Raw genomic sequence first — 13102 nt, 5'->3', positions numbered from 1 at the left:
CCCTAGATTTCCTCGTCCAGGTCGTTGGCGACCTCTGGCGCGCCATGGATGATCCAGCTGGCGACGAAGTCGGGCTTGTCGCCCGCGAGGCTGGTCACGCCCGCCTCGGCCTTCTGGATCGCCGAGGTCTGGGGCGGCAGGGTGTAGGTGTCGCCGTCGTGCTCGCCCAACAGGTCCAGCACGATGCCCTCGTGCTCTGTGGCGTCGATCACCACGCCGAAGAACTGCTGTCGCTCCAGCACCTCGCCCTCGTCGTCGAGGAAGGTCAGGTTCATCAGCAGGGTCTTGCCCAGCAGGGTCGCGGCGAAGGCGGCGTCCCAGTGGGAATCGGTATGAGCGTGTTCCGTCAAGTTTGTCCTGCCTTCCACCTTAAACCTACAGCGCCCTGCGTCCTTCGAGGCCCGCGACGCGGGCGCCTCAGGATGAGGGCTACAGTGCGGAGTGTTCCTCATCCTGAGGTGCGCGCTCGTGAGCGCGCCTCGAAGGACGCACCGCGTTACCGACGCGACACCTTCCGCACCACCGCATCGCCGATCATCTGCAGCACCTGCACCAGCACCAGCATCAGCACCACGGTCACGACCATGACGTCGGTCTGGAAGCGCTGATAGCCAAAGCGGATGGCCAGATCGCCCAGGCCGCCGGCCCCGACCACGCCGGCCATGGCGGTGTAGGAGACCAGCGCCACAGCCGTCACCGTCGCGGCGGCGACCAGGCCCGGCAGCGCCTCGGGCAGCAGCGCGCCCAGCACCACCTGACGCCGCTTGGCGCCCATGGCGAAGCTGGCCTCGATGACGCCCTTGTCGACCTCGCGCAGGGCGGTCTCCACGAGGCGCGCGAAGAACGGCGCGGCGCCCGCCACCAGCGGCGGGATCGCCCCGGCCACGCCCAGCGAGGTGCCGACCAGCGCCACGGTCAGCGGGATCATCACGATCAGCAAGATCACAAACGGCACCGAGCGCAGGATGTTGACCAGCAGCGACAGCGTGCCATTGGCCAGGCGGTTCTCCAGCATCTGGCCCTTGCCGGTCAGGAACAGGATCACGCCCAGCGGCAGGCCCACCGCCACGGTCAGCACCATCGAGCCGCCCAGCATGGCCAGGGTGTCGAGCGTGGCCTGGCCGATCTCGCTCCAGTCGACATTGGCGAAGGTCATGGTCGAGGCGCTCATTGGGCGGTCTCCCCGGAAAGCGCATCCACGCGCACGCCGGCGGCCTGGAACTGGGCGATGGCGGCGGCGACATCGCCGCCCGTCAGCGCCAGGGTCAGCTGGCCATAGGGCGTCTCGCGCAGGCGATGGATGCGGCCGCCCAGGATCGAATAGTCAACGCCGGTGGCGCGGGCCACCTCGCCCAGCACCGGCTTGTAGGTCGCCTCGCCCTTGAAGGTCAGGCGCACCACGCGCCCGCCGACGCCCGGCGCGGCAGTCACATCGCCCTCGGCCTCGCGCACGAAACGGCGGGCCGTGTCGCTGGCCGGATGCAGGAACACCTCTTCCACGGCGCCCTCTTCCACCACGCGGCCGGCGTCGAGCACCGCCACGCGATCACAGACGCGGCGGACCACGTCCATCTCGTGAGTGATCAGAACGATGGTCAGGCCAAGCTCGCGGTTCAGGCCCGCGATCAGGTCGAGGATCTGTTCGGTCGTCTCGGGGTCCAGCGCGCTGGTGGCCTCGTCGCACAGCAGCACCTTGGGATTGGTGGCCAGGGCGCGGGCGATGCCGACGCGCTGCTTCTGGCCACCCGACAGCTGGGCCGGATACTTGCCGGCGTGGGCCGACAGGCCGACGCGTTCGAGCAGTTCGGCCGTGCGCGCCTTGACCTCGGCGGCGGGCCGCCCGGCCAGCTTCAGCGGGAAGGCGACGTTCTGGGCGACCGTCTTGCCCGACAGCAGGTTGAAGTGCTGGAAGATCATCCCGACCCGGCGGCGCAGAGCCCGCAGGCCCGCCACGCCCAGGGCGGCCACATCGTCGCCGTCGACGATCACCTGGCCTGCGCTCGGGGTCTCAAGGCCGTTGATCAGCCGGATCAGGGTGGACTTGCCTGCGCCCGAAGCGCCGATCACGCCGAAGACCTCGCCGGCCTTCACTGACAGCGAGACCCCGCTGAGCGCGGGGTGACCGCCCTGAGCGTAGGTTTTAGAGACGTCCTGAAAGGTGATCACGCGGCCTAGTCCAAGCAGGGTTGCGGGCGGCCCGGAGCCGCGAGGCGCTCGATTTAGGCGCTCGCCGCGAAAAGGTGAAGGGAAACCGCCGGATCAGCGCGCCATCACCTGGCCGATGCTGTCCAGAAGCGCCGCGATTGTGATCGGCTTGGGCACATGCAGATCGGCCCCGGCCTGCAGCGCCTCCCTGCGATGGACGTCCATGGCGTTGGCGCTGAGCATGATGATCGGTGTGCGCTGGCCCTCCCCTTCCCGCGCCCGGATCGCGCGGGTTGCGGCCAAGCCGTCCATCACCGGCATCTGCATGTCCATCAGCACCACGTCGAAGGCTCCGGACGCCATGGCCTCAACGGCCTGGGCGCCGTTCTCAACCACCGTCACGGCCGCGCCGCACGGCTCGAGGATCAGCTGGACCACGCGCTGGTTGATCGGGTGATCCTCGGCCAGCAGCACCTTGAGTCCTTCGCCCGGCGCCGCCGAACGGGGCGCGTCGATCTCGGCGTCCGGACCCATCTGCGTGCGGCTCAACGGCAGGGTCACCCTGAACAGGCTGCCCGCGCCGGGACTGGACTGGGCCGTGATCTCGCCGCCCATCATCTCGACCAGGGTCTTGCTGATCGACAGGCCCAGACCCGAGCCGCCAAACCGGCGCGTAATGGTGCTGTCGGCCTGGTTAAAGCGCTGGAAGATCATCTCGGCCTTCTCGGCGTCGAAACCGACCCCCGTGTCCTCGACCTCGACGAAAAGGCGCGCCGCCTCGCCATTGCCGGCCTCTTCCACGTCGACGCGAACGATCACCTCGCCCTGGTCGGTGAACTTCACGGCGTTGGAGAACAGATTGCTCAGCACCTGGCCGATCCGCACGCTGTCGCCCAGGAAGCCGCCCGCCGCGGTTGGGCTGCGCTCAAGACGAACCGCCACGCCCTTTTCCTTGGCCCGCAGCCGTGTGACATCCAGGAGCCCGTCCACCAAGGCGCCCAGGTCGAAGGCCTGCGGCTGGAGGGTCATCTGGCCCGCCTCGATCTTGGAGACATCCAGGATATCCGACACCAGCCGCTCCAGGGTCTCGCCCGAGCGGCGGATCATGGCGACCATCTCAGCCTGTTTGCTCGTCAGCGGCGTTTCGTCCAGCGCGGCGGCCAGGGCGATGACGCCGTTCAAAGGCGTGCGGATCTCGTGGCTCATATTGGCCAGGAAGTCATTCTTGGCCCGGTTGGCCGCCTCGGCGGCGTCGCGGGCCTCGGCCATCTCGGCCTGGATTCGCAGCCGCTCGGTGACGTCGCGGGCGACACCGAACACCAGGTCGTCGCAGCGACGGGCGCGCCATTCCAGCTGGCAGTACGAGCCGTCCGCGCGTCGATAGCGGTTCACAAAGCCATTGACCTCATCGTCGACTTCGATCCGGTTGATCTGGACGCGTGTGCTCTGCAGATCTTCCGGGTGCAGCAACGGCAGGAACGGTACGCCCTCCAAGGCCTCGATCGGATAGCCCAGCGCCGTCTCCCAGGCTCGGTTCACCTTCACGAACCGGCCCTGCATGTTGCTGATACTCAGCAGGTCCGCCGAAACATCGAAAAAGTTCGACAGGTTCCGCGATGTCTCGAGCGCCTGTTCGGCCAACAGCCGCGCCCGCGCCTCGCTGGCCGCCAGCTCCTCCTCCGCGCGCCGCCGATCGATCGCGAACGCGGCCAGTTGCGCAGCGGCCTCGATGAAGGCGATGTCTTCCTTGTTCGGCTTGCTGACCTCGCGGTGATAGATCGCGAAGGTCCCGGCCACCGCACCGTCGGACGTCTTGATCGGCTCGGACCAGCAGGCGGCCAGGCCCGCTTGCGCCGCCAACTCCTGATAGCCGACCCAGAGCGGGCTCGACTGGATGTCATCGACCATCACGCGCCGCCCCAGATAGGCCGCCGTGCCGCAGGAGCCGACCGAGGGGCCGATCTCCACGCCTTCGATCGCCTGATTGTAGAAGGTCGGCAGACTGGGCGCCGCGCCCATCAGCAGACGACGGCGATCAGCGTCGAGCAGTAGGATGCCGCAGAGGATCGTGGGATCCTCGGCCTCCACGGCCTGCACGATAGCCTTCAGGGCCGACGCGAGGGGCTTGCCACCGGCGATGAGATTCATCGTCCGCCGAAAGGCGCGGTGGGCGGTCGTTCTTCTCATGGCGGCGTCTCCCGGACCTGACCTTGCCACGGGCGGCGCAATCGGGCGATCGGATCAGACACACTAAGCCGCTGCAGGGCCGCGACACAACGGCGCGGAGACGGCCGGCGGCCGCCTCCTCACCCTCTGTTCAATCAGCCCCGTCAGACGCGGTCGGCGACGCCTGTCTTACTTGGCGTCGCGCTTGGGCGCGTTCTTCACGTACTTGTCCATCCACTGGGCCATTTCCCACAGGGTGTGGCCGGTGGACTCCCGCGCGCGATAGCCGTGGGCTTCGTTGGGCAGGGTCACGTAGCGCACCGTCGCCCCCGCCCCCTTCAGCGCCGCATAGAAGCGCTCGCTCTGCACCGGGAAGGTGCCCGAATTGTCGTCGGCCTCGCCGTGGATCAACAGGATCGGGTCCTTGATGTTCGGGGCGTAGGTGAACGGGCTCATCTTCGTATAGGTGTCGGTCGCCTCCCAGTAGGTGCGCTGCTCGGCCTGGAAGCCGAACGGCGTCAGGGTGCGGTTATAGGCGCCCGAGCGGGCGATGCCGGCCCGGAACAGGCGCGTGTGAGCCAGCAGGTTGGCGGTCATGAACGCGCCATAGCTGTGGCCGCCCACGGCGATCCGGTCACGATCAGCCACACCCATGGCCACCACCGCGTCCACGGCGGCCTTAGCGTCGGCGGTCAGCTGCTCGATATAGGTGTCGTTGGGCTCAGCGCCGTTCTGGCCGATGATCGGGAACGCCGGATTGTCGAGGATGGCGTAGCCCTGGGTCAGCAGGAACAGGTGGCTGGAGCCGCCCGGACGGGTGAAGCGGTTGCCCTCGTCCACCGTCTGGCTGGCCACGGCCGCGTCAGTGAACTCGGCCGGATAGGCCCACATCAACAGCGGCAGCGGGCCGTCCTTGGTCTTGTCATAGCCCGGCGGCAGGTAGAGCACGCCCGACAGGGTCACACCGTCGGCGCGCTTGTAGGTGATGGTCTGCTTGGTGACGCCCGCGAACTGCGGCGCGCGGTCGGGGAAGCTGGTCAGGGCCTTGGCCTTGGCGCCCGGCGCGACGGCGTGGATGTAGAAGTTGGGCTGTTCCTTGGCGCTCTCACGGCGGGTGATCACCGTCTTGCCGGCCTCGTCGGCCAGGGCGACCGGGACCTGGTAGTACGGGGCCTGGGCCTGCCAGAGCTTGGTCACCTTGCCGTCGGCCAGCGACATGCGGCCCACGAACGGGAACTCGCCCTTGGCCGAGGCGCCGTCCCCGACCACGAACACCGACTTGCCGTCCGGGGTGAAGTGCAGCAGGTCCTCGCCGCGCGCGTCACGGCGGGTCACCGCGCGGCCCGGATCATTGTAGCGGTCCTGATAGTTGCGATCGACGATCACCCGGCCGGTCCCCGGCTTGGAGGGGTCGATCAGGATGAGCTTCTGGTTGCGGGTCTGCCACCAGCGGCTGGTGAGCAAGGCCACGTCGCCCCGCCCCCATTCGACGCCGCGATAGCGCTGCTCCAGGTCGATCAGCTTGGTCGGCGTCCCATCGAACGGCGCGGCCTGCATGAAGACGCTGTCGTGGATCGCCACCTTCTTGCGCGGGTCGCCGCCGTCCTGGGCCTCGGCCCAGACCAGGGTGGCCGGGGCGTCAGCGCGCCACGAGACCGAGCGCACGCCGGTCGGCACGGCGTCGAAGGCGGGCGGCAGGTTGTCGGCCAGCGGACGATCCACCAGGGTCTTCACCGGCTGGCCGCCGATCGTCGAGACCGCGATCTCGGTCGGGAACTGGCCGGCGGGGACGAGGTAGCTGTAGGGGCGCTTCAAGCGGTTGGTCAGCACATACTGGCCGTCCGGCGAGACGCTGAAGCTCGAGATAACCCCCGGCTTGCCCACCGCCGTCGCCTTGCCGTCGGCCAGGTCCACGCGGGTCAGCTGCGCGGTGAAGTAATAGTCGAACAGCGCCTCGTCATGGGCGTTGGTCAGGAGGTCCTGATAGGTGCGGATGGCGGCCGTGCGGCCCTTGGACTCCTGGATGGTCGGGCCGCTCGGCGTCAGGTCCTTGACCGGCGGGGCGCCGCGCCCGGTGGGTACGGCCTGAACCAGGAAGCCCGAGCCGTCCGGCAGCCAGTCATAGCCCGCGCCGAACACGCCGCTGATAGCGATGTCCGAGGCCTTGCGCGCCGTGGCGGCCTTCGCGTCCACGACCCAAAGCTCCAGGCTCTGCTTGCCGTCCATGATGAAGGCCATCTTGCCGCCGTCCGGCGACCAGCTGGGCGCCAGGAAGCGCGCGCCGGCCGGCAGGGCCACGGCCCGCGTCTTACCGGTCACGACAGGGCGTTCATCCAGGCCGAACGGGCCTCGATCGGGCCGTTATTCCGCGGATTGAGGCGATAGCCGCCCAGCCGCAGGATCGGCTCGGACACGGCGGCGATCGACGGCAGGTTCTCGCGGCCCAGCTGCGCCAGGATCTTGCGGTCGGGGCTGACGGCGATGCTGGGCGTCGGGGCGGCGTCGAGAATCTGCGCGATCGGCGCGGGCGGCGCCTGATAGCCGTCGGCGGCCAGCGCCGCGCCGGAGGACAAAGCCGCGAAGGCGACCGAGGCGGCCAGCGCGATCGCGCGGCGCCGGAAAGACGTCTGGAACATGGGGCCCTCACCTGAAGCGCGCGCCTGATCCGGCGCGTCAATCGAAGGGCATGATTATGCGGACAAGAGCCGAGAGGGAACTGTTTTTGGCCGCGCAGAAGCCCGAAACACGCCGCTCACGCACGTTTTTTTGCCGCCAGGCGCGAATTTCGATTTCCTCGACGCCACATCGTTTCCAGCGGGAAATGTTATCGGCCACCAGCGCCGGCCCCGCCGGAATCACGCGGGTGAAAAAGCTTCGTATCTCTCCCCCCCTCTGGGGGAGGGGGACCGCCGAACGGCGGTGGAGGGGCCAGCCGGATGAGTCAGGCCCACCGCAGGATCAGGTCAACCCGCATCCCGCCCCCTGGATAGAACCCCGCCGTTCGAGCCCCCTCCAACCGCGTTCGCGGGTCCCCCTCCCCCGATGGGGGAGGAGAAAGTCGCGTGAGATCGCCTCTCGCACCCTATGGGCCGTCAGACTTCTCCGCCCCGCCGAACGCCACCAAGCGCCTACGGGGCCTTCACCACCGCGCCGCCCTTCATCACGAAGACCGGCTTTTCCAGGGTGGTGACGTCGGCCAGCGGATCGCCGGCCACCGCGATCATGTCGCCATAGCGGCCCACCGCCACCTGGCCGACATCCTTGCTGCGGCCAAGCGCCTCGGCGGCGGTCAGGGTCGCCGACTGGATCGCCTGCAGCGGCGTGGCGCCATAGCGGACCATCACCGCGAACTGCTTGGCGTTGTCGCCGTGCGGATAGATACCGGCGTCAGTGCCGTAGACCATCTTCACCCCGGCCTTCAGCGCCTTGCGGAAGTTCTCGCGCTGCAGCTCGCCGATGTCGCGGTCCTTGCGCAGATTGTCTTCCAGGACGCCGTTCTTCTTGCCCTCGGCCTGGGTGTAGTCGGTGTTGTAGATGTCCATCGAGAAGTAGGCGCCCTTCTGGACGGCCAGCTTGATGCCCTCGTCGTCGACAAGGCTGGCGTGCTCGATGGTGTCGACCCCGGCCCGCACCGCCTCGCGGATGCCCGAGGCGCCGTGGGCGTGGGCGGCGACCTTGATGCCGGCCATGTGCGCCTCGTCGACGACGGCCTTCATCTCCTCATAGGTCAGCTGCTGCTGGCCGGGCTCGTTACCGCGCGAGAAGACCCCGCCCGTAGCGCAGATCTTGATCACCTGGGCGCCGTACTTCTTCAGCGTCCGCACGGCCTTGCGCGCCTCGTCCGGGCTATCGCTGTTGAAGGGGTTCTTCTGGTCCATCGACGGCGGGAAGAAGGTCGAGTCGCAGTGACCGCCGGTGGCGCCGAACGAGATGGCGGCGGTGACGATCCGGGGACCGGGCACATAGCCCGCATCGATGGCCTCGCGCAGGCCCACATCGTCATAGTCGGCCGCGCCGACATTGCGCACCGTCGTAAAGCCGGCCTCCAGCGTCTTCTTGGCGTTGGCGGTCTGCACCACGCTCCAGAAGCGGTCGCTGTATTCGAGGCTGTTATAGCCGCCCACCTCGGCCAGGCTGTCGAGGTGCACGTGCATGTCGATCAGACCCGGCAGCAGGGTCGCGCCGGGCAGGTCGACGGCCGTGGCGCCGGCCGGAACCGCGTCGCCCTTCTTGCCGATGCTGGTGATGCGGCCGTCGGTGACGATGACCAGGGGGTTGTCGACATACTTGCCGCTCGCCACGTCCAGCAGGCGCGCAGCGCTGACGGCCTTGATCTCGGCCGCGCTGGCCGCGCCGCCCAAGGCCAGACCCACCGCCGCGCCCGCCATCAGCGTCGCGATCTTCATCCCCATACGCATGTCATGCATTCCCTTCGAACCTGAACCCCGACGCTAGCACGCGGAACCGCGCCGTCGAGCCCCCTGCCCGCGACCGCAGGTTCGCACGAGGTCCCGGCGCGCGCCGGGCAAACAACGTCGCCCTCGACCCAACCGCAGCGATCGCCTATGGGATCACCTGCACGGGGACGTGGCGGAATCGGTAGACGCGCCGGACTTAAAATCCGTTGGAGCAATCCGTGTGGGTTCGAGTCCCACCGTCCCTACCAGCCAACCCACAGACGAGCCAGGAAGTACAGTTCTCGCCTTTGGGGAATAATCATAATAAGCTAGAATAGTCGTTTCAGACGCCCTCGACTCCGGTCAAGATAACCTTGGTCGAATTCCTCGTGCGGCCGCTCACTGTCGCTTCCCCGTGGCGTTTCGAGTTTCGTAGAATGGCTGAAGACAAGTCTCCCGATCCCGTCGACATCCACGTCGGTCGCCGTTTGCGTATGCGTCGCAAGGACCTGGGCTATTCCCAGCAAGCGCTCGCCGACGCCCTGGGCCTGACCTTCCAGCAAGTTCAGAAGTACGAAGGCGGATCCAACCGGATCAGCGCCAGCAAACTGCATGGCGCAGCCATGTTCTTGAAGACACCGGTAGCATTTTTCTTCGAGGGCCTTGAGGATCCGGAGGGTGTCGACGGCACCGCCGCCGAACTGGCCAACGAGATGGCCAGCTTCTGGTCGCTGCCCGGTGGTCCGGATCTGGCCCGCGCCTTCTCGGCCATCGAGTCGGTGGGTATGCGCAAGCACCTGCTGGATCTGGCCCGCGCGATCGCCGGCCAGGAGTAGCGATCAGGCCGGATCGGCCAAAAGCTCGACGTTCTTGGCGCCCGCTTCGGCCAGGGCCGAGATCAGCTCGCTCACCGCGGTGTCCAGCTCCGCCGCGTCGCGGCCGCGCAGGACGAGGTTCGCGCCATAGACATCCGGCGGCGCGAAGAACGGATAGCTGCCCAGCGACATGTCCGGGTGGGCCTTGGCCACCGCTTCCAGCGGCGCGGCGATGACGCCCTCGCCCGTGCCGGTCACCCGCACTGTCTTGGCCAGCACCACAGCGCCGGTGCGCAGGCGCGGACCCACATCCTCCAGCATGCCGCGCATGATCGCCGGCACCCCGGCCAGGACGAACACGTTGTCCTTCTGGAAGCCGGGCGGCCCCTGCACGGGGTTCTTCACCAGGCTGCCGCCCTCGGGCACGTGCGCCATGCGGCGGCGGGCGGCGTTCGGCTCGCCCCAGCGCTCGCGCAGCATGGCCATGATCTCGGGATGCTCGGGCGCGGTGACGCCAAACGCCTTGGCGATCGAGTCGGCGGTGATGTCGTCGTGGGTGGGGCCAATGCCACCGGTGGTGATGACGTAGTCGTACCTGGTGCGCAGGGCGTTCACCGCATCGATGATCTCCTGCTCGACATCGGGCACCACGCGCGCTTCGCACAGATCCACGCCATAGGTCGCCAGATACTTGGCGATGGCCGAGAGGTTGGTGTCCTGGGTGCGGCCCGAGAGGATCTCGTCGCCGATGATCATCACGGCGGCGGTTACACGATCGACCATGTCTTTCTCTCCCAGGGACCGCCCTCGCCCTTCGACAGGCTCAGGGTGAGGGCTACTTCAGTCGGTTCGACCAGAAATCCTCATCCTGAGCTTGTCGAAGGACGAGGATTTCCGCAAAGCCAAGCGACTTCTCTCAGCCCGACTTAGGCCTCGCATGCTGCTGCCGCAACCGCTGATCCATGGTCGTCTGGTGAGCCGCTACAAGCGGTTCTTCGCCGACCTCGTACTGGACGACGGCCAGGAGATCACCGCCCACTGCCCCAATCCGGGGGCCATGCTGGGGGTGAAGGACGCAGGCCAAGGCGCCTGGGTCTCATGGTCGGACGATCCCAAGCGCAAGCTGGCCTACACCCTGCAGATGGTCGAGCAAGGAAACGCGCTGGTGGGGATAAACACCCTGCTGCCCAACAAGCTGGTGGCCGAGGCCCTGGCGGCGGACGCCCTCCCCGAGCTTACAGGCTATGCGACGATCAAGCCCGAGGTGAAGTATGCTGAGGCCAGCCGCGTCGACTTCCTGCTGACCCACCCGGACCGACCGCCCTGCTGGCTGGAGGTCAAGAACTGCCACTTCTCGCGCACCCCGGGCCTGGCGGAGTTTCCTGACTGCAAGGCGCAGCGCTCGACCCGGCACCTGGAGGACCTTTCCGCCCAGGTCCGCGAGGGCCACCGGGCCGTGGTGCTGTTCGTCGTCCAGCGCGAGGACTGCGAGACCTTCAGCGCCTGCGCGGAGCTCGACCCGGCGTTCGCGGCGGGGCTGGACGCGGCGGCGCGGGCGGGGGTGGAGGTGCTGGTCTATGCGTGTGAGATGGGGACGCAGGCGGTGCGGATCGCGCGGCGGATTGACCTGAAACATCGAGATTTCTAAACCTTAGCGCGAAACATTTGGGGGAGATTTTCTTGAAAGCGCTTGCTGGCCTGGCTCTTATCGCTACCGCTCTTGCCTCGGTCGCCTGGGCCCAAGGACAAATCCAGGATTACAGCAAGTATTGGCTTTCAGCATCGACAGCCAAGAAGGTGCCGTTTTTCGAAGATTATATCCGCGTGGCGCGCTTTCGAGCCATGCCCGCGCATGGCGATCCAAGTTACGTAGCCACCTTCAAAGCCAATCAATTGACCTGTATCGAATCCGGCAACTTGGACTACGTCCTTCTCGACACCATCGTCAGCAATTACTATGGCTATGCTCAATTCAAATGCTTACGCCCGGAAATGGTTACCTCAATGGCTATTGAGCGCGTATGCCAGCCCTACCTGAAGCGGGACCCCGAGTACAACTTGCCGCCGCTTCCGGCACCCTGTCCTAGCAGTTGACACCCGCTACGCCCCACCTAACAGCGATTTAAGCTGCATTTCGCGCCCGCTGAGCTACCCCTTCTGGAGGCTCGCGAAATGGGGATCGCATGAGGAAGATCGTTCTGGCGCTCGCTGTCGCGGGGCTGGCCCTCGCGTCGTGCGGCCCATCCGACCCCGGCAAGCCCGAGGGCGGCTTCATCATCGGCCTGCGGGCGGTGTTTGCGTTCAAGACCTGCACCAGCAAGCTGGAGGAGCGGTTCGGTCTGAAAGAGATCGCCGGCGTCACCTCCAACGACATGGACCCCCAGCCCACCGGCCGTCCGGGCGAATGGGACGTCAAGTTCACCGCCGACGTCACCGAGAAGGAAAGCGGCCGGGTGACGCGCTACAAGGGCGTGTGCCGCGTGCGCCGCGACCAGCCCACGACCCTGGACGCCAGCTTCGTCAAGGAACTCAAGGCGGGGACCGACGTCGTACGGCGGGTCCGCCCGGGCTGAGGGTTTCGAGCCGAAAGGTCGCGGCCAACAGGCGACGTCTATTGAACTTTTATGCTATGATCGCGACATAGCCCCTTGTAGCAGACCCCTTCGCCGCCCTTCGCGGCGACGCGCGCCCGAGCAAAGCATGACCCTGGATAACGCCCTCGAGATCGAAGCCGAGACCCGCACGGGTCAGATCAAGCTGCACAAGGCCGAGGACTTCGAGGGCATGCGCAAGGCCGGCAAGCTGGCCGCCGAGTGCCTGGACATGCTGATCCCGCACGTCCAGCCGGGCGTTTCGTCTGACGAACTGGACCGGTTGGCCCGCGAGTTCATTCTGGACAACGGCGGCCTGCCCGCCTGCCTCTACTATCGCGGCTATCCCAAGACCGTCTGCATCTCGCGCAACCACGTCGTTTGCCACGGCATTCCCGGCGACTGGGCCCTGAAGGAAGGCGACATCGTCAATATCGACGTCACCGCCATTGTCGACGGCTGGCACGGCGACACCTCGCGCATGTACGGCGTCGGCGAAGTGGGCCCCCGCGCCCGCCGCCTGGTCGAGATCACCTATGAGGGCATGCGGCGCGGCCTCGAGGCCGTGAAGCCCGGCGCCACGCTCGGCGACATCGGCCACGCCATCCAGTCCTACGTCGAGGCCCAGCGCTGCAGCGTCGTGCGCGACTTCTGCGGCCATGGCCTGGGCCGCGTGTTCCACGACGCCCCGAACATCCTGCACTTTGGCCGCCCCGGCCAGGGCGCGGTGCTCAAGCCCGGCATGTTCTTCACCGTCGAGCCGATGGTGAATCTGGGCAAGCCCGCCGTGAAGGTGCTGAACGACGGCTGGACCGCCGTGACCCGCGACAAGTCGCTGTCGGCCCAGTGCGAGCACTCGATCGGCGTGACGGAAGACGGCTATGAGGTCTTCACAGCCTCGCCCGCCGGGCTGTTCCAGCCGGCGATCCTGGGCGGCTGATCGCGTAAAACGCGCATTTCTACGATAGACAATCGGGCTGTTGTTCGC

At 67.2% G+C, this 13102-nt stretch carries 11 protein-coding genes, 1 tRNA gene and 1 pseudogene; 6 read left to right on the top strand and 7 right to left on the bottom strand.

The features are described from left to right. Positions 1-2: 2 nt before the first annotated feature. The 6 genes and pseudogenes from CVUC_RS19470 to CVUC_RS19445 form a co-directional block, all read right to left on the bottom strand. Positions 3-350 carry a hypothetical protein gene (locus CVUC_RS19470; protein WP_193343181.1) on the bottom strand — a complete coding sequence of 116 codons (348 nt, stop codon included), beginning with the start codon at positions 348-350 and terminating at the stop codon, positions 3-5. A 146-nt stretch (positions 351-496) separates the two neighbouring features. Then, complete coding sequence (locus CVUC_RS19465) at positions 497-1171, bottom strand: methionine ABC transporter permease (RefSeq protein WP_096033947.1); 675 nt, start codon at positions 1169-1171, stop codon at positions 497-499. Then, entirely contained in the window at positions 1168-2166 is a 999-nt protein-coding gene (locus tag CVUC_RS19460) for a methionine ABC transporter ATP-binding protein (protein ID WP_010920519.1), read from the bottom strand. The genes CVUC_RS19465 and CVUC_RS19460 overlap by 4 nt, the downstream gene beginning before the upstream one ends. Positions 2167-2259: 93 nt before the next feature. Beyond that, positions 2260-4332: a hybrid sensor histidine kinase/response regulator gene (locus CVUC_RS19455; protein ID WP_096033948.1), complete on the bottom strand. Its 2073-nt coding sequence runs from the start codon at positions 4330-4332 to the stop codon at positions 2260-2262. Between the two features lie 168 nt (positions 4333-4500). Next, positions 4501-6947: pseudogene (locus CVUC_RS19450) on the bottom strand (prolyl oligopeptidase family serine peptidase). A gap of 492 nt (positions 6948-7439) precedes the next feature. After that, positions 7440-8738, bottom strand: coding sequence for a Xaa-Pro dipeptidase (locus CVUC_RS19445; RefSeq protein WP_096033949.1), 1299 nt, complete (start codon positions 8736-8738; stop codon positions 7440-7442). Between the two features lie 154 nt (positions 8739-8892). On the opposite strand from CVUC_RS19445, the gene CVUC_RS19440 reads away from it, so the two are divergent. Next, positions 8893-8977 (top strand) — tRNA-Leu (locus tag CVUC_RS19440). A 168-nt stretch (positions 8978-9145) separates the two neighbouring features. Further along, positions 9146-9544, top strand: coding sequence for a helix-turn-helix domain-containing protein (locus CVUC_RS19435; RefSeq protein WP_164468184.1), 399 nt, complete (start codon positions 9146-9148; stop codon positions 9542-9544). Between the two features lie 3 nt (positions 9545-9547). Here the strand turns inward: CVUC_RS19435 and CVUC_RS19430 are convergent, their stop codons facing one another. After that, a complete protein-coding gene (locus tag CVUC_RS19430) occupies positions 9548-10306 on the bottom strand; it encodes a competence/damage-inducible protein A (RefSeq protein ID WP_096033951.1) in 759 nt (252 codons plus the stop codon). Positions 10307-10460: 154 nt separating this feature from the next. On the opposite strand from CVUC_RS19430, the gene sfsA reads away from it, so the two are divergent. The 4 genes from sfsA to map all read left to right on the top strand — a co-directional run bounded on the left by sfsA (position 10461) and on the right by map (position 13054). Beyond that, the gene (gene sfsA, locus CVUC_RS19425) at positions 10461-11171 is read left to right on the top strand and encodes a DNA/RNA nuclease SfsA (RefSeq protein WP_096033952.1); all 711 of its coding nucleotides are present in this window, start codon (positions 10461-10463) and stop codon (positions 11169-11171) included. 32 nt (positions 11172-11203) lie between these two features. Continuing rightward, positions 11204-11617: a hypothetical protein gene (locus CVUC_RS19420; protein ID WP_125469938.1), complete on the top strand. Its 414-nt coding sequence runs from the start codon at positions 11204-11206 to the stop codon at positions 11615-11617. Positions 11618-11706: 89 nt separating this feature from the next. Next, positions 11707-12096, top strand: coding sequence for a hypothetical protein (locus tag CVUC_RS19415; protein ID WP_096033954.1), 390 nt, complete (start codon positions 11707-11709; stop codon positions 12094-12096). 127 nt (positions 12097-12223) lie between these two features. Further along, the gene (gene map, locus CVUC_RS19410; RefSeq protein ID WP_096033955.1) at positions 12224-13054 is read left to right on the top strand and encodes a type I methionyl aminopeptidase; all 831 of its coding nucleotides are present in this window, start codon (positions 12224-12226) and stop codon (positions 13052-13054) included. The last annotated feature ends 48 nt before the right edge of the window (positions 13055-13102 follow it).

Origin of the sequence: Caulobacter vibrioides, assembly GCF_002858865.1 — a bacterium.
Classification (GTDB): Bacteria; Pseudomonadota; Alphaproteobacteria; order Caulobacterales; family Caulobacteraceae; genus Caulobacter; species Caulobacter vibrioides.
The sequence above is the reverse complement of the archived record's forward strand: the minus strand, read 5'-3'. Positions and strand labels throughout refer to the sequence as shown.

Coding starts and splice junctions, on each gene's coding strand:
- CVUC_RS19465 (WP_096033947.1), bottom strand. CDS start 1,171: ATGAGCGCCTCGACCATGACCTTCGCCAATGTCGACTGGAGCGAGATC.
- CVUC_RS19455 (WP_096033948.1), bottom strand. CDS start 4,332: ATGAGAAGAACGACCGCCCACCGCGCCTTTCGGCGGACGATGAATCTC.
- CVUC_RS19445 (WP_096033949.1), bottom strand. CDS start 8,738: ATGCATGACATGCGTATGGGGATGAAGATCGCGACGCTGATGGCGGGC.
- CVUC_RS19435 (WP_164468184.1), top strand. CDS start 9,146: ATGGCTGAAGACAAGTCTCCCGATCCCGTCGACATCCACGTCGGTCGC.
- CVUC_RS19430 (WP_096033951.1), bottom strand. CDS start 10,306: ATGGTCGATCGTGTAACCGCCGCCGTGATGATCATCGGCGACGAGATC.
- sfsA (WP_096033952.1), top strand. CDS start 10,461: ATGCTGCTGCCGCAACCGCTGATCCATGGTCGTCTGGTGAGCCGCTAC.
- CVUC_RS19415 (WP_096033954.1), top strand. CDS start 11,707: ATGAGGAAGATCGTTCTGGCGCTCGCTGTCGCGGGGCTGGCCCTCGCG.
- map (WP_096033955.1), top strand. CDS start 12,224: ATGACCCTGGATAACGCCCTCGAGATCGAAGCCGAGACCCGCACGGGT.